Source organism: Comamonas sp. Tr-654 (genome assembly GCF_011752915.1).
Taxonomy (GTDB): domain Bacteria; phylum Pseudomonadota; class Gammaproteobacteria; order Burkholderiales; family Burkholderiaceae_C; genus Comamonas.
In genome coordinates this window covers 66,083-85,037 of sequence record NZ_VWWQ01000003.1, presented here as the reverse complement: position 1 = coordinate 85,037, position 18,955 = coordinate 66,083, and the positions used below count along the sequence as shown (strand labels likewise).

At 63.7% G+C, this 18,955-nt stretch carries 19 protein-coding genes; 7 read left to right on the top strand and 12 right to left on the bottom strand.

Translation table 11 applies throughout. The features are described 5' to 3' along the window. Nucleotides 1-74 precede the first annotated feature (74 nt). From eno to F3J24_RS10005, 3 genes are all read right to left on the bottom strand, one after another. Complete coding sequence (eno, locus tag F3J24_RS10015; protein WP_003057720.1) at nucleotides 75-1,361, bottom strand: phosphopyruvate hydratase; 1,287 nt, start codon at nucleotides 1,359-1,361, stop codon at nucleotides 75-77. Between the two features lie 435 nt (nucleotides 1,362-1,796). After that, entirely contained in the window at nucleotides 1,797-2,654 is an 858-nt protein-coding gene (kdsA, locus tag F3J24_RS10010; protein WP_003076380.1) for a 3-deoxy-8-phosphooctulonate synthase, read from the bottom strand. Between the two features lie 150 nt (nucleotides 2,655-2,804). Further along, nucleotides 2,805-4,466, bottom strand: a complete 1,662-nt coding sequence (locus tag F3J24_RS10005) for a CTP synthase (RefSeq protein WP_167005472.1) — start codon at nucleotides 4,464-4,466, stop codon at nucleotides 2,805-2,807. A 113-nt stretch (nucleotides 4,467-4,579) separates the two neighbouring features. Here F3J24_RS10005 and coaBC point away from each other — a divergent pair, with 113 nt between their 5' ends. The 4 genes from coaBC (at nucleotide 4,580) to F3J24_RS09985 (ending at nucleotide 7,771) form a co-directional block, all read left to right on the top strand. Then, nucleotides 4,580-5,806: a bifunctional phosphopantothenoylcysteine decarboxylase/phosphopantothenate--cysteine ligase CoaBC gene (gene coaBC / locus F3J24_RS10000; protein WP_167005469.1), complete on the top strand. Its 1,227-nt coding sequence runs from the start codon at nucleotides 4,580-4,582 to the stop codon at nucleotides 5,804-5,806. A 23-nt stretch (nucleotides 5,807-5,829) separates the two neighbouring features. Beyond that, nucleotides 5,830-6,333, top strand: coding sequence for a hypothetical protein (locus F3J24_RS09995; protein WP_167005467.1), 504 nt, complete (start codon nucleotides 5,830-5,832; stop codon nucleotides 6,331-6,333). Nucleotides 6,334-6,481: 148 nt separating this feature from the next. Then, a complete protein-coding gene (gene dut, locus F3J24_RS09990) occupies nucleotides 6,482-6,931 on the top strand; it encodes a dUTP diphosphatase (protein ID WP_167005464.1) in 450 nt (149 codons plus the stop codon). Between the two features lie 30 nt (nucleotides 6,932-6,961). After that, entirely contained in the window at nucleotides 6,962-7,771 is an 810-nt protein-coding gene (locus F3J24_RS09985; protein WP_167005461.1) for a hypothetical protein, read from the top strand. A 6-nt stretch (nucleotides 7,772-7,777) separates the two neighbouring features. On the opposite strand, the gene F3J24_RS09980 is transcribed toward F3J24_RS09985, so the two are convergent. The 3 genes from F3J24_RS09980 to F3J24_RS09970 are packed head-to-tail and all read right to left on the bottom strand — an operon-like array spanning nucleotide 7,778 to nucleotide 10,279. Next, on the bottom strand, nucleotides 7,778-9,265 hold the full coding sequence (locus tag F3J24_RS09980) for a sensor histidine kinase (protein WP_167005458.1): 1,488 nt from the start codon (nucleotides 9,263-9,265) through the stop codon (nucleotides 7,778-7,780). 5 nt (nucleotides 9,266-9,270) lie between these two features. Beyond that, the gene (locus F3J24_RS09975; protein ID WP_003057704.1) at nucleotides 9,271-9,942 is read right to left on the bottom strand and encodes a response regulator transcription factor; all 672 of its coding nucleotides are present in this window, start codon (nucleotides 9,940-9,942) and stop codon (nucleotides 9,271-9,273) included. Nucleotides 9,943-9,970: 28 nt separating this feature from the next. After that, nucleotides 9,971-10,279: a PepSY domain-containing protein gene (locus F3J24_RS09970; RefSeq protein ID WP_003057703.1), complete on the bottom strand. Its 309-nt coding sequence runs from the start codon at nucleotides 10,277-10,279 to the stop codon at nucleotides 9,971-9,973. Between the two features lie 296 nt (nucleotides 10,280-10,575). Between F3J24_RS09970 and F3J24_RS09965 the strand changes: the two genes are divergently transcribed. Together F3J24_RS09965 and F3J24_RS09960 are read left to right on the top strand one after the other, a co-directional pair. After that, entirely contained in the window at nucleotides 10,576-10,956 is a 381-nt protein-coding gene (locus F3J24_RS09965; RefSeq protein ID WP_167005456.1) for a PepSY domain-containing protein, read from the top strand. A gap of 276 nt (nucleotides 10,957-11,232) precedes the next feature. Then, complete coding sequence (locus F3J24_RS09960; protein WP_043004358.1) at nucleotides 11,233-11,838, top strand: glycine zipper 2TM domain-containing protein; 606 nt, start codon at nucleotides 11,233-11,235, stop codon at nucleotides 11,836-11,838. Between the two features lie 192 nt (nucleotides 11,839-12,030). On the opposite strand, the gene F3J24_RS09955 is transcribed toward F3J24_RS09960, so the two are convergent. Further along, nucleotides 12,031-12,552, bottom strand: a complete 522-nt coding sequence (locus F3J24_RS09955) for a peptidylprolyl isomerase (RefSeq protein WP_167005453.1) — start codon at nucleotides 12,550-12,552, stop codon at nucleotides 12,031-12,033. A 235-nt stretch (nucleotides 12,553-12,787) separates the two neighbouring features. On the opposite strand from F3J24_RS09955, the gene F3J24_RS09950 reads away from it, so the two are divergent. Then, nucleotides 12,788-13,564: a DUF2076 domain-containing protein gene (locus tag F3J24_RS09950; protein ID WP_167005450.1), complete on the top strand. Its 777-nt coding sequence runs from the start codon at nucleotides 12,788-12,790 to the stop codon at nucleotides 13,562-13,564. Nucleotides 13,565-13,840: 276 nt separating this feature from the next. On the opposite strand, the gene F3J24_RS09945 is transcribed toward F3J24_RS09950, so the two are convergent. From F3J24_RS09945 to F3J24_RS09925, 5 genes are all read right to left on the bottom strand, one after another. Then, on the bottom strand, nucleotides 13,841-15,292 hold the full coding sequence (locus tag F3J24_RS09945; protein ID WP_167005447.1) for an aldehyde dehydrogenase: 1,452 nt from the start codon (nucleotides 15,290-15,292) through the stop codon (nucleotides 13,841-13,843). Nucleotides 15,293-15,488: 196 nt separating this feature from the next. Then, on the bottom strand, nucleotides 15,489-16,202 hold the full coding sequence (locus tag F3J24_RS09940) for an ABC transporter ATP-binding protein (protein ID WP_167005444.1): 714 nt from the start codon (nucleotides 16,200-16,202) through the stop codon (nucleotides 15,489-15,491). Further along, nucleotides 16,195-16,965 carry an ABC transporter ATP-binding protein gene (locus F3J24_RS09935; protein ID WP_167005441.1) on the bottom strand — a complete coding sequence of 257 codons (771 nt, stop codon included), beginning with the start codon at nucleotides 16,963-16,965 and terminating at the stop codon, nucleotides 16,195-16,197. The genes F3J24_RS09940 and F3J24_RS09935 overlap by 8 nt, the downstream gene beginning before the upstream one ends. Continuing rightward, nucleotides 16,962-17,891: a branched-chain amino acid ABC transporter permease gene (locus F3J24_RS09930; RefSeq protein ID WP_167005437.1), complete on the bottom strand. Its 930-nt coding sequence runs from the start codon at nucleotides 17,889-17,891 to the stop codon at nucleotides 16,962-16,964. Before F3J24_RS09930 ends, F3J24_RS09935 begins: the two co-directional genes overlap by 4 nt. After that, nucleotides 17,888-18,763 (bottom strand): branched-chain amino acid ABC transporter permease, encoded by an 876-nt coding sequence (locus F3J24_RS09925; RefSeq protein ID WP_167005434.1) that lies wholly within the window; start codon nucleotides 18,761-18,763, stop codon nucleotides 17,888-17,890. The genes F3J24_RS09930 and F3J24_RS09925 overlap by 4 nt, the downstream gene beginning before the upstream one ends. Nucleotides 18,764-18,955 lie beyond the last annotated feature (192 nt).

The window sequence follows — 18,955 nt, the reverse complement described above, 5'->3', positions numbered from 1 at the left end:
AAAAACCTGGTGGAATCAAGGGTAAGCGCCCTGGCCGCAAAGCGGTTGTCGGGCACTTACTTCAGCTGCACACTTTAGCGCAGGTTGTAGAAGGCAGCGCGGCCGGGGTACTCGGCGACATCGCCCAGGTCTTCCTCGATGCGCAGCAGCTGGTTGTACTTGGCGATACGGTCGGAACGGCTCATGGAGCCAGTCTTGATTTGACCAGCATTCAGGCCCACGGCAATGTCGGCAATGGTGCTGTCTTCGGTTTCGCCCGAACGGTGCGAGATCACGGCGGTGTAGCCGGCGCGCTTGGCCATTTCGATGGCGGCGAAGGTCTCGGTCAGGGTGCCGATCTGGTTGATCTTGATCAGGATCGAGTTGGCGATGCGCTTTTCGATGCCTTCCTTGAGGATCTTGGTGTTGGTCACGAACAGGTCGTCACCCACCAGCTGAACCTTGGCGCCCAGGCGCTCGGTCAGGATCTTCCAGCCATCCCAGTCGCCTTCGTGCATGCCGTCTTCGATGGAGATGATGGGGTACTTGTCGCACCAGCCGGCCAGCATGTCGGTCCACTGGGTCGAAGTCAGTGTCATATTGCCTTCGCCGGCCAGCACGTACATGCCGTCCTTGTAGAACTCGGATGCTGCGCAGTCCAGGCCCAGGGCGATCTGCTCGCCGGGCTTGTAGCCGGCCTTTTCGATGGCTTCGATGATCAGCTGGATCGCGGCTTCGTGGTTTTCCACGGAAGGTGCGAAACCGCCTTCGTCGCCCACGGCAGTGGACATGCCATTGTGGTGGATGATGGCCTTCAGTGCGTGGAAGACTTCGGCGCCCCAGCGCACGGCTTCACGGAAGGTGGGGGCACCCACGGGGATGATCATGAACTCTTGCAGGTCCAGCGAGTTGTTCGCGTGGGCGCCGCCGTTGATCACGTTCATCATGGGCACGGGCAGTTGCACGCCGCCCATGCCGCCGAAGTAGCGGTACAGGGGCAGGCCGGCTTCTTCGGCTGCGGCGCGGGCCACGGCCATGGAGACGGCCAGCATGGCGTTGGCACCCAGGCGGCTCTTGTTGTCGGTGCCGTCCAGGTCGATCAGGGTCTTGTCCAGGAAAGCCTGCTCGGAAGCGTCCAGGCCCAGCACGGCTTCGGAGATTTCGGTGTTGATGTGCTCAACAGCCTTCAGGACGCCCTTGCCCAGGTAACGGCTCTTGTCGCCATCACGCAGTTCAATGGCTTCGCGCGAGCCGGTGGATGCGCCCGAGGGCACGGCGGCGCGGCCCATCACGCCGGATTCCAGCAGCACGTCGCACTCAACGGTGGGGTTGCCGCGGCTGTCCAGCACTTCGCGGCCTACGATGTCAACAATGGCACTCATTGCATTTCCTTTGGGTTTCTGAAATCGGTACGTGCAGGCTGACTTCTTTCATGAAATCACGCCCAAGCGCTTGTGCATGAAGCGCAAGCTGCTATCAAAATTGTGAAGCCGACTCTTCTCCACATGCTGCGCGCGCGCCATGCACGCGACGAGTATGGAAGAGGCTGCGGCGGCTATTGTGCACAAATTTGGTGGGCCGCTTTTGCCTTGACGTGTTGCAGCCGTCGAATTTCTTGCGCAAGACGTTTCTGTGCAAGCATTCGGACACAAAAGCGGATACAAAAAAGGCATGACGCCACGCTTTATCGTGTCGGTCATGCCGGGGTGCATCATCTGTTCAGACGCCGGGGGCCGCCCTGGGGCGGCCTGGGCGTAGGGACCTGAGAGCCTGCAGCGAGGCCTTCATGCCGGTGCTGATGCCTTGTGTATGCATGCTCAGGCCTGGAAGTGGTCTTCCAGGAAGCCGTTGCGCTTGGTCACATCGTCCAGCGCCACCAGGGTTTCGAGCAGGGCCTTCATGTGCTTGAGCGGCACGGCATTGGGGCCGTCCGACAGGGCGTTGCAGGGATCGGGATGGGTTTCCATGAACAGGCCTGCCACGCCCACGGCCACGGCCGCACGCGAGAGCACGGGCACCATCTCGCGCATGCCGCCGCTGGAGGTGCCGTTGCCGCCAGGCAGCTGCACGCTGTGGGTGGCGTCGAACACGACAGGGGCGCCGGTTTCGCGCATGATGGCCAGCGAACGCATGTCGCTGACCAGATTGTTGTAGCCAAAGCTGGCGCCGCGTTCGCAGGCCGTGAAGCTGTCTGCGGGCAGGCCCGCTTCCACCGCCGCAGCACGGGCCTTGTCGATGACATTCTTCATGTCATGCGGGGCCAGGAACTGGCCCTTCTTGATGTTCACGGGCTTGCCCGACTGGGCCACGGCGCGGATGAAGTCCGTCTGGCGGCACAGGAAGGCGGGGGTCTGCAGCATGTCGACGACAGACGCCACATAAGGCACTTCGGCTTCGGTGTGCACATCGGTGAGGATGGGCACATTCAGCTCCTTCTTCACCTTGGCGAGGATTTCCAGGCCTTTCTCCATGCCGGGGCCGCGAAAGCTGGTGCCCGAGGAACGGTTGGCCTTGTCGAAGCTGCTCTTGAAGATGAAGTGGATGCCCAGAGAGGCGGTGATTTCCTTGAGTTGCCCGGCCACATCCATCTGCAGCTGTTCGGATTCGACCACGCAAGGGCCGGCGATCAGAAAGAAGCGCTTGTCCAGACCAATATCAAAGCCGCAGAGTTTCATGGTGGGTTCCTTTTTGCACGCCATGCATGCTTCAAAAACTGAAGCTGCCAGCGCTCTATGTTGAATGACTTAAACATCATTTGATGCTGAAATCATTGCTTTTCAAGCGCTGGCAGCTCCTATTTAAGGATTGATTCCGAAGGAAGGGAATCAGGCCTTCTTGCCCGGCTGGGCCTTGTTGTCCATGGCCGCCTTGATGAAGGCGTTGAACAGCGGGTGACCATCCCAGGGGGTGGACTTGAACTCGGGGTGGAACTGCACGCCGATGTACCAGGGGTGGACCTTGGCGGGCAGCTCGACGATTTCGGTCAGCTGTTCGCGCTGGGTCAGGGCCGAGATCACCAGACCGGCGTCGCGCAGCTGGTCCAGATACTGGGTGTTGGCTTCATAGCGGTGACGGTGACGCTCGGTCACCACGTCGCCGTAGATGCTGTGCGCCAGCGTGCCCTTTTGCACGTCGGAAGACTGTGCGCCCAGACGCATGGTGCCGCCCAGGTCGGAGTTCTCGTCACGGGTCTTGATCGTGCCGTCCGCGTCCTTCCACTCGGTGATCAGTGCGATCACGGGGTTGGGGGTGGCGGAGTCGAACTCGGTGGAGTTGGCGCCAGTGAGGCCTGCCACATGGCGGGCGTACTCGATGGTGGCGACCTGCATGCCCAGGCAGATGCCCAGGTAGGGCACCTTGTTTTCGCGGGCGAAACGAGCCGTGGAGATCTTGCCTTCCACGCCGCGCGAGCCGAAGCCGCCGGGCACCAGAATGCCGTCGTAATCCTTGAGCAGCTTGGAGGCATCCGCGTCGTGGATGGTCTCAGAGTCCACATGCGTGATCTTCACGCGCACATGGTTGCGCATGCCGGCGTGCTTGAGCGCTTCGTTGACCGACTTGTAGGCGTCGGACAGTTCCACGTACTTGCCCACCATGGCAATCTTGACCTCGCCCTGGGGATGCTCGGTCTCATAGACCAGGTCGTCCCAGCGCTTGAGATTGGTGGGAGGCGTGTTCAGGCGCAGCTTGTCGCAGATCAGGCCGTCCAGACCCTGCTCGTGCAGCATGCGCGGCACCTTGTAGATGGTGTCCACGTCCCACATGGAGATCACGCCCCACTCGGGCACATTGGTGAAGAGGGAGATCTTGCTCTTTTCCTCTTCGGGCACCTGGTGCTTGGCGCGGCACAGCAGAGCATCGGGCTGGATGCCGATTTCGCGCAGCTTCTGCACGGTGTGCTGGGTGGGCTTGGTCTTGAGCTCGCCGGCCGTCTCGATGAACGGCAGGTAGGTCAGGTGCACAAAGGCGGAGTTGTTGGGACCGAGCTTGAGCGCCAGCTGGCGCGCAGCTTCCAGGAAGGGCAGGGACTCGATGTCGCCCACGGTGCCGCCGACTTCGCAGATGGCCACATCCACTTCGTGGTCGGTGCCCAGGCCCGCGCCGCGCTTGATGTATTCCTGAATCTCGTTGGTGACATGGGGGATGACCTGCACGGTCTTGCCCAGATAGTCGCCACGGCGTTCTTTTTCCAGCACGGACTGATAGATGCGGCCCGTGGTGAAGTTGTTGCTCTGACGCATGCGCGTTTCGATGAAACGCTCATAGTGGCCCAGGTCCAGATCGGTCTCGGCTCCGTCATCGGTCACAAACACTTCGCCGTGCTGGAAGGGCGACATGGTGCCCGGGTCCACGTTGATGTAGGGATCGAGCTTGATGAGGGTGACTTTGAGACCGCGCGACTCGAGGATCGCTGCAAGGGAGGCTGAGGCGATTCCCTTACCGAGGGAAGACACCACACCGCCGGTGACGAAGACGAACTTGGTCATGTCTTTTTTTGGTGGTGGTAAAACAGGATTATAGGTTCGCCACGAATTTCGGCGTGGCGTACAGGGATGCTTGTGCGGCGGCAAAGCCGCTCAGGTCTGATAAATTGCGCAGCATGAATGACGTGTTCGCAGGCAAACATCTGGTGCTGGGTCTCTCCGGAGGCGTGGCTTGTTACAAATCGGCCATGCTGTGCCGCTTGCTGGTCCAGGCCGGTGCCACGGTGCAGGTGGTCATGACGGAGGCGGCCGAGCAGTTCATGACGGCCGTCACCATGCAGGCGCTTTCTGGGCGCGCAGTCTACACCTCCCAGTGGGATGTGCGCGAGCCCAACAACATGCCCCACATCAATCTGAGCCGGGACGCCGATGCCATTCTCATCGCGCCTTGCAGTGCGGACTTCATCGCGCGTCTGGTGCAGGGCCGCTCGGACGAGCTGCTCAGCCTGATGTGCCTGGCCCGCCCCATGGAGAGCGTCCCCCTGCTGCTGGCCCCGGCCATGAATCGCGAGATGTGGGCCCACCCCGCGACCCAGCGCAATCTGGCTCAGGTGCAGGCCGACGGTGCCCAGGTGCTGGGCGTGGGCAACGGCAGCCAGGCCTGCGGCGAGACCGGCGACGGCCGCATGCTGGAGCCCGAGGAAATCATGGAGGAGTTGGCGGCGCACTTCACGGGCAAGAGCCTGCAGGGCCAGCATCTGCTGGTGACGGCAGGCCCGACCTTCGAGGCGATCGATCCGGTGCGCGGCATCACCAATCTTTCGAGTGGCAAGATGGGCTTTGCGATTGCCCGAGCGGCACGCGAGGCCGGTGCCCAGGTCACGTTGGTGGCCGGCCCGGTGCATCTGCCCACGCCGCGCGGAGTGACCCGTGTCGACGTGCAGTCGGCGCGCCAGATGCAGACCGCCGTGCAGTCCCTAGTGGCAGGGGCCTCGATCTTCATTGCCACGGCCGCCGTTGCCGACTGGCGCCCGGCCGAGTTTTCCGATCAGAAGATCAAGAAGGACGGATCGGGCGATGTGCCGGCCATGGACTTTGTCGAGAATCCCGACATCCTTGCCGGCGTGGCCCAGTCCGACCAGGCTCGGTCCGGCAAGTTGTATTGCGTGGGCTTTGCTGCCGAAAGTCATGATCTGCTCAAGCACGCCAGTGCCAAGCGCCTGCGCAAGAGCGTGCCGCTGCTGGTGGGCAATATCGGCCCTGCCACCTTCGGCAAGGACGACAATGCCCTTCTGCTGATCGACGATCAGGGCTCCAAGGAGCTGCCCCATGCCAGCAAGGACGTGCTGGCGCGCCAACTGGTCGATGAAATTGCGCAGCGCCTGAGCGCCAAGCGTCCCTGACCCGTGATCCCAGGAGTCCGAACATGAATCTCTCCAGCTATGAAGGCCCGCGCAATGGCGACTATGTGGCCTATGTGGATCAGCTGATGCGAGCCAGTCCCGAGTACCGCCGCACGCTGCGCAGCATCGACGGTGCGATTCAGACCGCGGTCGTCACGCCCGGCTCCCAGGCCGCCTCACCCATGTCCCAGCTGCGCAGCACCCTGCAGAAGGCGCGCGACATGGCCGAGCAGGCGCAGCAGGTGCCAGGAGCGCGAACTACGGCGGCCGGTCAAGCGGCCCAGCGGCGCCCCAATACGGCCGTGACCAAGCAGGAAGCGCAGCAGCGCTTCAAGGCCATGGAGCGCCAGATCGAGGGACAGAAGGCTCAGAACGGCCGCAAGCCCTGGGTGTCTCCGGGCTCGCTGGCACTGATCGTGGGCGGGGTGATCCTCTCCCAGTTCATCCAGGGCTTTGGCGTGCTGCTCGCCATCATGGGCCTGATGTCGCTGGTGGGTGGCGTGCTCAAGCGCCTGCAAGGCCGCTGAGAGACGCCCGGCGCCGGCTCCTGCCCGGCAGAGGGCACAATGGCGGCCTTCAGGAAAACCGCTGGCGGCTGCATGGCAGCTGCCGCAATGAATGCAAGGCCCGGTTTACGGGCCTTGTTTCAAGATAGACAAGACTAGCCAGATCCTTATGAACGTTGATGTAAAGATTCTCGATGCGCGACTGCGCGACAACCTGCCCGCCTACGCGACTCCCGGCAGTGCCGGCCTGGATCTGCGCGCCTGCATCGATGCGCCGGTGACGCTGGAGCCCGGCCAGTGGCAGCTGATCCCCACCGGCATGGCCATGCACCTCAAGGACCCCAATTACGCGGCGCTGATCCTGCCGCGCTCGGGCATGGGCCACAAGCACGGCATCGTGCTGGGCAATCTGGTCGGTCTGATCGACTCCGACTACCAGGGCCAGCTCATGGTCAGCGCCTGGAACCGTTCGCAGACTGCCTTCACGCTGCAGCCCATGGACCGTCTGGCCCAGCTGGTCATCGTGCCCGTGGTGCAGGCACAGTTCAATCTGGTGGATGACTTTGCCGATGCCAGCGAGCGTGGCGAAGGCGGCTACGGCTCCACCGGCAAGCAGTAAGCCTGCCAGAAGGCCCGCACCTCGCGTGACATGAGCCGCCAGACCCGCCGTCGCTCTGCCTCCTGGACCAAGGTGCAACTGGGCCGCGACCTGCATATGCGGCGGCGCCTGCAAAAACGCCACTGGCTGCGGCTGCATGCCGCTCTGACCGGCGGCCTGAGTCTGGCTGCCATGTCCCTGATCAGTCTGAGCCTGCTGCATGCCGGTGTGCACAGCATGGGGCTGCGCTATGGGCTGGCGCTGGCCTGCGGCTATCTGCTTTATCTGATGCTGGTGCGCCTGTGGGCGGGCTGCATGCTTCGGCGCGACTGGGATGCGGGCGATGTGGGAGCCGATGTTTCCGGCTCCGGCGGCAAATCAGGCAGTGCCGACGCTGCGGGCTTTGAAAGCGGACAGGGAGGCTCCTACGGCGGCGGCGGTGCCGGCGGCCATTGGGACGATGGCGCGGCCATGCCTGATATCGCGCCTGCGTCGCCGGGCCTGGAGCTGCCCGATGTCGATGTATCGGGGCTGGACGCGCTCGATGAGGGTGCCGTGGTGCTCGTGCCGGTGCTGCTGGTGTTTGCCGCCCTGCTGGTGGCGGTCATGGGCATGGGCTCGCTGGTGTGGCTGGTATTCGGTGCCGATCTGTTTCTGACCGTGGCGGTAGAGGTGGCGTTTGCGCTGCTGATGACGCGAACCCTCTATGTGGTGGAGCGCGAAGGCTGGCTGCTGGCCGCGTTGCGCATCAGCTGGAAGCCCGTGCTCGGCGCCCTGGTCGCGGCCGTGGCGCTGGGGCTGCTCGCCGACTGGCTGTTTCCCCAGGCCGATACCCTGGCACAGGTGCTGCGCAGTCTTTGAGCGGCCTCAGTCCTGGTGCCTGGCGCCAGGCAGTTGCAGTTTCATACGCAGCCCGCCCAGCGGCGATGGCAGCGCCTGGATGCTGCCGCCATAGGTCTGAACCAGATCGCGCACGATGTCCAGGCCCAGACCGGCGCCGGGTCGCTGTTCGTCAAGCCGTTCTCCACGGGCAAAGATGCGCTCGCGCAACTCGGGGGCAATGCCCGGGCCGTCGTCGTCTATGTACAGGGTCAGTTGCTGGCTGTGCTCGCTGGCCGGCTCAATCTTCAAAACCACCTGCCAGCGCGACCATTTGCCGGCGTTGTCCAGCAGATTGCCCAGCATCTCCATCAGGTCCTGGGAGTCGCCCTTGAAGTCCCATTGGGTGGCATCCCCCTGCAGCTCGAAGCGTATGCCGCGCGCCGCATGCAGCTTGTCCATGGTGTGCACCAGGGAGTGCAGCGGACCGGCCAGCGGTGTGCGCAGGCCATGGCCCTGCTGCGCCGCTGCGGCGGCGGCGCGGGCACGGGCCAGGTGATATTCGACCTGGCGGCTGGCACTGGCGACCTGCTCGCGCACCAGGGTCGCCAGCGGGCTGTCCTGCTGCGCCGCCGCGTTGCCCATGATGCTCAGCGGGGTGTTGACCGCATGGGCCAGATTGCCGGCCTGGGTGCGGGCCCGCTCCACCATCTCGGCATTCATGCGCAGCACATGGTTGAACTCCTGAACCAGAGGCATGATCTCGGCAGGGTGCTCGCCCCTGATTTCCGGGGCTTCCCCCTGGCTCACGGCGGCCAGCTGACGGCGCAGCGCGGCCAGCGGAGCCAGCGCCAGCTGCAGCTGCACGACCACGGCGGCGATCAGCCCCGCTGCCAGCATGCACAGCGCGGCCACCAGCATCTTGGTAAAGCGCTGCAGCGGCGTGGCCAGCATGGCCGCGTCGGCAGCAATCATCAGGCGCAGCGGCGGGGCATCGGCCTCGGGCAGCTGCACGGTACGCGTCACGATCACCAGGGTGTTGCCATTGCCGTCCGACATATGGCCGTAGCTTGCCGGTGCATGCAGGGGCAGGGTGGGTTCCCAGACCTTGTCGGCCTGGAAGAAGGGCCAGTCCAGGGTCTGATCCCAGAGCGAGCGCGAACGCTGGATGCCGGCCTGAACCGTCTGTTTGCCGGCCGCATCGAGCTGGTCCACCTGCCAGTACATGCCCGATAGCGGCTGCTGCAGCAAGGGGTCGCCGGAGAAGGGCGAGACCGTGACCGGGACGGCCTGATCGGGCTGATAGTTGATGGCGCCGCTGAGCCGGTCGAGCTTGGCTACCAGTTGGCTGCGCAGCTGCTGGGTCAGATGCTCGGCAAACAGCGTGCGCAGACCCCAGCCCGTGAGCAGCAGTGCTGCCAGCACCCAGATCAGGGCACCCGCCAGCAGTCGCAGACGCAGCGAGTTCTTCCAGGAGCCAGCGCTCAGCGGTGGCGGCTGCTGGGTCATGGGGGAGTTCGGGGTGTGCTCGGACATAGGCTTTATTCTTGGTTGGATGGCGCGACCAGGCGATAGCCCAGGCCGCGCACGGTTTCGATCGAGCCTGCGGGCAGCTTTTTTCTCAGGCGCCCGACAAAGACCTCGATGGTGTTGGAGTCGCGGTCGCTGTCCTGCGGGTAGATATGCTCGGACAACTCGGTGCGCGAGACCACGGCGCCCATGCGCTGCATCAGCAGGGCCAGCACCTTGAATTCATGACTGGTCAGCGTCAGCGCCTGACCTTCGACGGTGACGCGGGCCTGGCGCGAGTCCAGGGTGATGGCCCCGCATTGCCACAGCGCGCTGGCATGCGGGCTCAGGCGCCGCAGCAGCGCCCGCAGTCGCGCCAGCAGCTCTTCCATGTGGAAGGGTTTGGCCAGATAGTCGTCGGCTCCGGCATCCATGCCTGCGACCTTTTCGTGCCAGGCGGCTCTGGCGGTGAGGATCAGTACCGGCATGGAGCGGCCCTGAGCGCGCCAGGCGCGCAGCACGCTCAGCCCATCGCGCACCGGCAGGCCCAGGTCCAGCACCGCAGCGTCGAAGCTCTCCACCTCGCCCAGGTATTGCGCCGTCTCTCCATCGGCGGCCGTCTCCACGGTGTGGCCGGCCTGCAGCAGGGCCTGATGCAGCTGCTCGCGCAACGTGGGTTCATCTTCAATCAGCAGGATTCGCATGCTCTACAGCCTTCCTGAGTGCCGGGGTTCACTTCTTGCGCTTCATGCTGATGAGGCTGCCGTTGCTGGCATCGATCTCCAGCTTGACCACCTTGCCGTCGCTTTGCAGCAGCCGGATCTCGTAGACAAAGCGGCCGTCCTCGCGGTCGAACTCCACCTTGATGACCTGGCCCTGGTATTGCTGCTCGACCTGGTCCAGAACGGTGCGCAGCGGCAGCACCTGACCCTGGCGCAGGGCCTGACGGGCAAGCTCGTGGTCGTTGTCACCGGCATCCGAGGTGGCTGGCCACAGGCTCAGCGCGGCAAAGCCTGCCGTTGCCAGCAGCATGGCCAGCACGGCATGAAGGGCGCGCCGGCGTGGGCGGTGCGCAGATTGCGGGTCATTCGAGGCGTTGAAAAAAGACATGGCGAGCGGGCTTGAGTGGGAGGTGATGAGGTCTGGTTGCGTGCTGCAGTCAAGGTTATAGGCCTGCATCGATGAACGAAAGCTGAATGGCGGCTTCAGAAACGGTTCAGGAGGGAATGCGAACAATCGACCGCAACCCGCAACCCGCAACCCGCAACAGAGCGCCTCTCGCCCGGCGGGCCGTCCTTTTTTGTCCCATCGTTCACCAACCGACTGCAGGAGTTTCCATGTCCTATCTTCAAGCCCCCGTCTTTGCTATGCCCGCCCGCGTCTTGTCGCTATACCGGTCCGTGCAGCGCCGCGGCGGCATCGCCTTGCTGGGGGGCGCTGCGCTGCTGTCCGCAGGCACCTGTCTGGCCGCAGAGAACACTCTGGCGGATCGTGCCTCGGCCTCGGTGGCGGCAGTGCGTGGCATGACGCTCGGACCGACCCTGTCCATCCGCGATGTCTGCGACCGGCTGGAGAAGGCCGGCTATCGCGAATTCCAGGAAGTGGAATGGGACGACGGCCTCTACAAGGTCAAGGCCACGGCCAGCGACGGACGCTTTGTGAAGCTCTATGTGGATGGACGCAGCGGCGAAGTGCTGCGCGTACGCAGCAAAAGCTGAGTTCGCTATTTTCTTGATAGCTTCTGGCGCCTTCTGATGGTGGTTTTCAGTGACATTTGTATCGGAAATGAGCACTGCACAGTGCAAGGCGCTATGGTTTGAAGAGTTGTAAACGGCTGCGCTTTGCTCAAAGTATTGTGAGCAAATGTGAAACCTGTCGTCCTGGCGAGCCAGTACTGCGTTGCAATGGAAAGGCAGACCGTGCAAGGTTTGCAGAGCAACTCATAACAGGGACTGCGGCGCATGGAATGTGCATGCGCCAATCAGGAGATTTCCATGCAAATCAATCAACGCTGGGGCCGCTTGGCCATGGTGAGCGCAATCGTTGCGGCTCTGTCGGCCTGCGCGGCCTATCCTCAAGGCGGCTATCAGAACAGCGGCTACCAGGGCGGCTACTCCCAAGGTGCTTATTCGGGCTCGGGCTACCCCGGCAGCACCCAGGCCTATCCTGTGGGCAACAACCAGGCCCAGACCTATCCCGCCAATAACTGCGGCTACAACAATCCCAACTGCTACTCGCAGCAGCCTCAGCAATACGCCCAGCAGGGTCGTGTGATGAATATCGAGACCGTGCGCGTGCAGGACGGCAGCGGTGTGGGCGCGGGCGGCGCGATTGCAGGCGGCGTGATCGGCGGCGTGCTGGGCAACCAGGTGGGCAAGGGCTCCGGCCGTACGCTGGCCACGATTGCCGGTGTGGTGGGCGGCGCATTGGCCGGCAACGCCGTGCAGAACAGTGTGGGCGGCGGCAGCGTGCGCGATATCTACCGCGTCACCGTGCAGCTGCAGGACGGCAGCGTGCGCGCTCTGGACTACCAGCAGCCTCCGCAGCTGAGCATCGGCGAATACGTGCGCGTGGAAGGCAACCAGATCTTCCGCCGCTGAGCACTCAGGCGCGCATGACAAAAGGGACTCCTTCGAGTCCCTTTTTATTTCTTTGCCTGAAGCGATGAGTGATGCCTGAACCTGTGGCGCAGCGTCACTCAATGACAGCAAGCAAGAGCCTGGGCAGCCCCACGGCCTCGTAGCGAAGCTGTCGTCCCCCATAGGGGGAAGGCGCAAAGCGCCTCAGGGGTGTCAATGCAGTGTTTCACTGCCCGGGGCCATGGGCTCGATGCGGAAAAAGCCCGTGCCCGCTGTGCCGCGACCGATTTCCTCTTCGGTGGCCTCGCGAACGGCTTCGATCTTGAGGTGCAGGCGGATGGCGATTCCGGCCAGCGGGTGGTTGCCGTCCAGCACCACATGTTCGGGATAGATTTCGGTGACTGTGTAGAGCAGATCGGCAGGCACGGGGTTGGTGCCCTTGGGCATGGCGGAGCTCTCGAAGCTCATGCCTTCCTCGATCTCTTCGGGGAACAGCTCGCGCTTTTCCAGGAAGATCAGGCTCTCGTCATAGTCGCCGAATGCCTCTTCGGGCTCCAGGTGCAGGTCCAGCGCGGTGCCTACGCCGTGGCCTTGCAGAGCCTCTTCTATGCGCTTGAACAGGTCATCGCCGCCGACGAGAAATTCCACGGGCTCGTCCAGCACGTCCAGCTCCTCGCCCAGGGTGTCTTTCAGTGTCCAGGTCAGGGCGACCACGCATTGTTGGGTAACTTCCATGGTGTGTGTATGCAGTTGGTGGGCCGCGGGCCAGTCCCGCCGCCGAAATTGAAACGCCGCCACGGCCGTGGCGCAATGGCAGGCATTGTCCCATGCGCTGCCCGGAACTGCAGCACAAGCCTTTTGTTACACCCTGCAAAAAGCACTTGCACGGCCTTCACATTGGCGCTCTTGCAGGCCTGCATACTGACCCCATCTCTGCTGCAAGTAATTTGCGGGCTTAAAGGAAGGCACCATGACCCCTCAGGAACAACAACTGCTGCAAGACCTGTGCGCCAGGCTGACGCTGACCCAGGGCCAGCCCAAGGACGTGCAGGCGGATGCCGAGCTGCGCCGTGGATTGAGCAATGCGCCCGATGCGCTCTACTGGCTGGCCCAGCGCACCTTGATGCTGGAGCAAGCCATTCAGCAGGCCCAGCAGCAGATCGGCGAGCTGCAGCAGCAGGTGAAACAGGCCCAGCAAAGCCAGAGCCAGGGCGCAGGCAGCTTTCTCTCGGGTGGCCTGGGCACGCACTTCGGCCGCGCTCCCGAGCGTTATGCCGAGGACGGCGGCTACGCTGCCAATGCCCAGCCTCCCTATCAACCCCAGTACCAGCCCCAACACCAGCCGCAAGCGGCGCCTCAGCCCTCCAGCTGGCGCGACCGTTTCTTTGGCGGTGGCTCGGCGCCGCGTGCTGCAGCGCCGCAGGCCTACGGCCAGCCAGCTGCCGCGACCGGCAGCAGCTTCCTGGGCAATGCCGCAGCGGCCGCCGCCGGTGTGGCGGGCGGCATGTTTTTGTTCAACGGGCTGGAGAATCTGATGGGCGGCCATCACGCCAGCTCGGGCAGTCAGAGCGGCGGCAGCGAAAGCAAGTCGCTGGCGCAGGACAGCAGCCAGGGCCTGCATGGCGACAGCGGCAATCCCTCCAGTCTGGCCAACGATGCGGGTCTGGGCAGCATAGACAACTCAGCCAGCTTTGACAGCGGCAGTTGGGACGATGGCGGCGGCTTCTTTGACGATGACTTTGCCTGATTACATGCTTTGAGATTTTTGAGGCTCAAGCCCTTTTCCATCAAACGCTAGCAGCTATGGATTAGATAGTGAGAAGGAAAAAAGAAAGCCACCTGGCGTTCTCAAATCAGGTGGCTTTTTTTATTTCAGTAGCGGTGGGCGCGAGCTTTAACTAGGGCGCGACCTAAGTGCGGGACAGCAAGCAAGCGCCGCCGCGCAGCAAAGCTGTCGTCCCCCTCCGCGAAGCAGAGAGGGGGAAGCGGCGGGGCCGCCCAGGCAAAGCCGCTCAGGGGGTCTTCAGAACGGATAGTGGCGTTCTGCGGTCTGCATGGTCACCCAGCGGGTTTCGGTAAAGGCATTGATGCCCTGCTGGCCGCCGAAATGGCCGTAGCCCGAGGCCTTGACGCCGCCAAACGGCATCTGGGCTTCGTCATGCACCGTGGGGCCGTTGATATGGCAGATGCCGGCCTCGATGCGCGCAGCCACACGCCAGCCGCGGGCCGTGTCGCGGGTGAAGACTGCGGAGGACAGACCGAATTCGTTGTCATTGGCCGTGGCAATGGCTTCTTCCTCGCCGTTCACGCGCACTATGCCCTTGACCGGGCCGAAGGTCTCCTCGTGGAAGATGCGCATCGCCGGCGTCACATGGTCGATCAGCGTGGCAGGCATCAGCGTGTTCTCGGCCTTGCCGCCGCAGACGATTTTCGCGCCCTTGGCCAGAGCGTCGTCGATCATGGCATTGCAGCGCTCCACCGTGGCCAGATCGACCACCGAGCCCAGCACCACGGGGCCCTTGCGCGGGTCACCCAGCGGCAGGCTGCTGGCCTTGGCGGCAAACTTGGCGATGAACTCGTCGGCCACCTTGTTATCCACCACAAAGCGCTCGGTGGACATGCAGATCTGGCCCGAGTTGGCAAATGCGCCAAAGGTGGCAGCGTTCACGGCCGCATCGATATCGGCATCGTCCAGCACCAGGAAGGGGGCCTTGCCGCCGAGCTCCAGCAGCGCGGGCTTGAGATGTTTGGCGCAGGTCTGACCGATGATGCGGCCTACCTTGGTGGAGCCGGTAAAGCTTACGCGACGCACGGCGGGATGGGCCACGATGGCCTCGACCACGCTGCCCGCATCGGCGGGCGCATTGGTCACAAAGTTCACCACACCGGGGGGCAGGCCTGCGTCCTGCAGCGCCTCGATGATCAGGCCGTGGGTGGCGGGGCAGAGTTCCGATCCCTTGAGAATCACGGTATTGCCGCAGGCCAGGGCCGTGGAGATGCTGCGCACGGCCAGGATCACGGGAGCATTCCAGGGCGCGATACCGAGCACCACGCCAGCGGGCTGGCGCACGGCCATGGCCACGCTGCCAGGTACGTCCGAGGGGATGATCTCGCCATTGATCTGCGTGGTCAGCGAAGCCGCCTCCAGCAGCATGCTGGCGGCCAGATGCACGTTGAAGCCGGCCCAGATGCCCGAAGCGCCGGTTTCTGCGGCCATGGCGGCGGCAATCGCTTCGCCCTTGGCTTCCAGCGCCTGCGAGGCCTTCATCAGCATCGCGCGGCGGGCATTCGGCCCCAGCTGCGACCAGGCGGGGAAAGCGGCTGCCGCAGCTTCGCAGGCGCGGATGGCGTCTTCGGTGGCGGCGGCGGGTGCAAGCGTGGCAACCGAGCCATCCAGCGGGTTCTTGCGCTCAAAAACTGCGCCATTGCTGGCGGCACATTCCTGGCCGCCAATCAGCATTTTTTGTTCGATCATGTGTGTCTCCTTTTAAGGGTTGAGCCAGTCAATAAGACTGGTGATTGTTCAAGGCTTTCAATGAAGTGCGGCCTATAAAGAGGCACCGAGCAAGGGCCTAGGCGGCCCCGCCGCCCCGCAGCATGGGCTGCCCCAGCAAAGGCACCGTCCCCCTCAGGGGGAAGCGGCGCAGCCGCTCAGGGGGTATCTATCTCTCTCAATGTTCGCCGCCCAAGTAAGCGCGTCTGACAGCAGCACTGCTGCCAAGTTCTTGTGCCGAGCCTTCGCCCACGATGCGCCCGGTTTCCAGCAAGTAACCACGGTCGGCAATGGCCAGGCTCTGGCGCGCGTTCTGCTCCACCAGCAGCACGCCCATGCCCAGCGTCTTGATGCGCGCGAGGGCTGCGAACAGCTCCTTGCACATGAGTGGAGACAGGCCCAGCGAAGGCTCGTCCAGCAGCAGGATATCGGGCTGGCTCATCAACGCGCGGCCCACGGCCACCATCTGTTGCTCGCCTCCGCTCATGGTGCGCACGGCCTGGCCCAGACGATCACGCAGCTTGGGAAAGAGGGCGAAGACCTGCTCCAGATTCCGGGCTTCATTGGCGCGTGCGCGCCGGGGCTGGGCTCCCAGCAGCAGGTTTTCCTTGACGCTGAGATCGCCGAATACACCGCGCCCCTCGGGCACCAGGGCCAGGCCCGATTGCACGATGGCATGCGGCGGCAGCTGCATCAGCTCCTGCCCGGCCAGTTGCGCGCTGGCACCGGCCTGCGGCGTGACCATGCCGCCCAGCGCCTTGAGCAGGCTGGACTTGCCCGCTCCGTTGGCGCCCAGCATGACGACCAGTTCGCCAGGCTGCACCTGCAGGCTGACCTGGTGCAGCGCCTCATGCTTGCCGTAGCTCACCGAGATATTGCGCACTTCAAGCATGGCTGGCCTCCGCTGACCGGTCTTCATCTGCACTCACTTCTTCCCCCAGATAGGCACGCACCACCTCGGGCTCTTTGAGCACCTGGGCCGTGGGGCCGTCGGCTATTTTTGTGCCCGCGTTCATCACCACGCAGCGGCTGCACAGCGCGTGTACGGCGTCCATCACATGTTCGACCATGAGAATCGTCAGCCCCGTGGCCTGCAGCTGTCGGATCAGTGCAATGCCCTGCTGCAGCTCCGTGGGGTTCAGGCCTGCCAGCCATTCGTCGAGCAGCAGGATCTGCGGCTCCAGCGCCAGCGCGCGGGCCAGCTCCAGGCGCTTCTGGTTGATATAGGTGAGGTCGCCTGCGGGAGTATTCGCAAATTCGGCCAGACCGACTTGATTCAGCAGTTGCAGGGCACGAGCAGCGGCAGGTTTGCCAAACAGTGGCCTCGGCTTGAAGGCCATGCCGGCAATGACGTTGTCGGTGCAGCTCATGGAGCCCAGCACCTTGACCAGCTGGAAGGTGCGCGCCACGCCCAGGCGGGCAATCTGGTGGCTTTTGAGCGGGTGGATGGGCTTGCCGTTGAATACGATCTCGCCGCCGTTGACGGGCAGGGCGCCCGAGATCAGATTCATGGCCGTGGTCTTGCCCGAGCCATTGGGGCCGAGCAAGCCCACGACCTCGCCCGGGTAGACGTCAAAGCTCAGTTCGTTGACGGCCACCAGGCCGCCGAAGCGCTTGGTGGCGCCGCGTACGGAAAGCAGGGTGGCGGTCTTCATGGCTGGCCTCCCTTTTTGTGGAACAACTTGGCCAGCACGCCAGACAGGCCCTGGGGAATGAAGTACACGATCACGATGAACACCAGGCCCAGCAGAATCGAGAAATGGTTGGGGAAGTTGGCGCCCAGGTACTCGAACAGCAGCACCAGCGGCACGGCCCCCAGGATCGGGCCGAACAGCGCGCCGGCACCGCCGAGCAAGGCCATGATCAGGGTCTGGAACGAGACGGCTGGAGCAAAGGCAATGCTGGGGTCGATATAGGTCCAGCGCGGAGCCATGATGGCGCCCGTGACGGTGATGAACACGGCGCTGACGGCGAACAGCAGCAGCTTGGCCGTGGTGGTGTTGATGCCCACATGGGTGGCCACGGTCTCGTCCTCGCCGATCACGCGCAGCGCCAGACCCAGGCGCGAGCGGTTGATGAGGGCGCGCAGCGTCAGCACCAGGGCCAGCATGGCCAGCAACTGCCAGTAGATATCGAGCTGGGTGATCTCCACGAACACATAGCGGCCCAGATCCTTGGTGATGTTGACTTCCCACCAGGTGACGAGCTGCTTGACCAGCTCGGCCAGGCCGAAGCTGAAGATCACAAAGTACACGCCCGACAGCCGCAGCGTGGACAGCCCCACGATCAAGGCCATGACCAGACCCACGCCGGCCGCAATCCCCAGTACGGCGGCCCAGGGCAGGGACTCGCCGAACACCGCGGTGACATAGGCGCCCATGCCGAAGAAGGCGACGGTGGCCAGCGAGATATAGCGCGTCGGTCCCGAGAACAGCGCCCAGGCCGTGGCCAGCACGCAGTACATCAGGATGCTGATCATGAGCGAGAGGTAGTACTCGTCCGTCAGCCAGCGCGGCAGCAGGGCCAGACCGGCGGTGGCGATGGCGCAGATGGCCCAGATCAGAATTTCTTTGCGGCTCATCGTGCAGTCCTCCCGAACAAACCGGTGGGCTTGAACAGCAGCACCAGCAGGAACACCGCGTAATTGACGGCCAGCGTCAGGCCGGGGTCGACAAAGGAGGCAACCAGCGTTTCGGCAAAGCCCAGCAGCATGCCCGCGACCAGGCAACCCATGAGATTGCCCACGCCGCCCATAATGACGACGATCAGCGCCTTCATGGCAAACATGGTGCCCATGCCGGCCGAGAAGGGCAGAAACATGCTGACCAGCACGCCGCAGATCGCCACCAGGGCACCGCCCAGACCGTAGGCCAGGGCCGCTGTGCTGCGCACATTGATGCCGACCAGATGTGCGAACTGTGGTGCCACGGACACAGCGCGTACCATGGCGCCGGCGCGGGTGCGGGTCAGCAGCAGGTACAGGCCGCTGCCCAGCACGATCGCAAAGCCCAGCACCAGCAGACGGTTGGCCGCGACCTTGCTGCCCAGGATCTCCACGGGTTCGGACAGATAGCTGTAGCTGTGATAGTCGCCGCCGAACATCACCAGCATGACACCCTGGACGACGAACAGCATGCCGAAGGTGGCCAGAATCGAATCCACCTCCAGCGCCGGTCCGCCCTTGGCGCGGCGCACCAGCGGCGTCAGCAGCAGCTGATAGATCAGCCACTGGATGGCAAAGCCCAGCGGCACCACCAGCAGCACCAGAAGCAGCGGTGAAATACCCCAGCTGCTGACCGCAAAAAAGGCCAGGAAGGCCGGTGCAATCAGAAACTCCCCATACGAGAGATTCATGATGCGCGCCACGCCATACTGCAGCGTCAGCCCCATGGCCACCAGGCCGTAGAGCCCGCCCAGCATGGCGCCAGCGAGAAGGATGTCTATTAAATTCATAGCGTATACCGCTGGTGATTCATTGTTCTTGTTATGAAATCAATGCAAAGTGAAAGCAAGACATGCGCAACCAGCTCTTGTTTTGATAGTTCTTGCGGAGCTGGACACACATGGCGGCCATGGGGTATCAGAGATGCCGAGCAAGAGCCGCCTCGCGGCGATTGCATCGTCCCCCTCCCATAGCGCGAAGCG

Bases quoted from the DNA above. Each gene is read 5' to 3' on its own strand.
- eno (WP_003057720.1), bottom strand. From the start codon at position 1,361: ATGAGTGCCATTGTTGACATCGTAGGCCGCGAAGTGCTGGACAGCCGC.
- F3J24_RS10005 (WP_167005472.1), bottom strand. From the start codon at position 4,466: ATGACCAAGTTCGTCTTCGTCACCGGCGGTGTGGTGTCTTCCCTCGGT.
- F3J24_RS09975 (WP_003057704.1), bottom strand. From the start codon at position 9,942: ATGCGAATCCTGCTGATTGAAGATGAACCCACGTTGCGCGAGCAGCTG.
- F3J24_RS09980 (WP_167005458.1), bottom strand. From the start codon at position 9,265: ATGTCCGAGCACACCCCGAACTCCCCCATGACCCAGCAGCCGCCACCG.
- dut (WP_167005464.1), top strand. From the start codon at position 6,482: ATGAACGTTGATGTAAAGATTCTCGATGCGCGACTGCGCGACAACCTG.
- F3J24_RS09960 (WP_043004358.1), top strand. From the start codon at position 11,233: ATGCAAATCAATCAACGCTGGGGCCGCTTGGCCATGGTGAGCGCAATC.
- coaBC (WP_167005469.1), top strand. From the start codon at position 4,580: ATGAATGACGTGTTCGCAGGCAAACATCTGGTGCTGGGTCTCTCCGGA.
- F3J24_RS09965 (WP_167005456.1), top strand. From the start codon at position 10,576: ATGTCCTATCTTCAAGCCCCCGTCTTTGCTATGCCCGCCCGCGTCTTG.
- F3J24_RS09985 (WP_167005461.1), top strand. From the start codon at position 6,962: ATGAGCCGCCAGACCCGCCGTCGCTCTGCCTCCTGGACCAAGGTGCAA.
- F3J24_RS09940 (WP_167005444.1), bottom strand. From the start codon at position 16,202: ATGCTTGAAGTGCGCAATATCTCGGTGAGCTACGGCAAGCATGAGGCG.
- F3J24_RS09925 (WP_167005434.1), bottom strand. From the start codon at position 18,763: ATGAATTTAATAGACATCCTTCTCGCTGGCGCCATGCTGGGCGGGCTC.
- F3J24_RS09950 (WP_167005450.1), top strand. From the start codon at position 12,788: ATGACCCCTCAGGAACAACAACTGCTGCAAGACCTGTGCGCCAGGCTG.
- F3J24_RS09935 (WP_167005441.1), bottom strand. From the start codon at position 16,965: ATGAAGACCGCCACCCTGCTTTCCGTACGCGGCGCCACCAAGCGCTTC.
- kdsA (WP_003076380.1), bottom strand. From the start codon at position 2,654: ATGAAACTCTGCGGCTTTGATATTGGTCTGGACAAGCGCTTCTTTCTG.
- F3J24_RS09945 (WP_167005447.1), bottom strand. From the start codon at position 15,292: ATGATCGAACAAAAAATGCTGATTGGCGGCCAGGAATGTGCCGCCAGC.
- F3J24_RS09995 (WP_167005467.1), top strand. From the start codon at position 5,830: ATGAATCTCTCCAGCTATGAAGGCCCGCGCAATGGCGACTATGTGGCC.
- F3J24_RS09930 (WP_167005437.1), bottom strand. From the start codon at position 17,891: ATGAGCCGCAAAGAAATTCTGATCTGGGCCATCTGCGCCATCGCCACC.
- F3J24_RS09955 (WP_167005453.1), bottom strand. From the start codon at position 12,552: ATGGAAGTTACCCAACAATGCGTGGTCGCCCTGACCTGGACACTGAAA.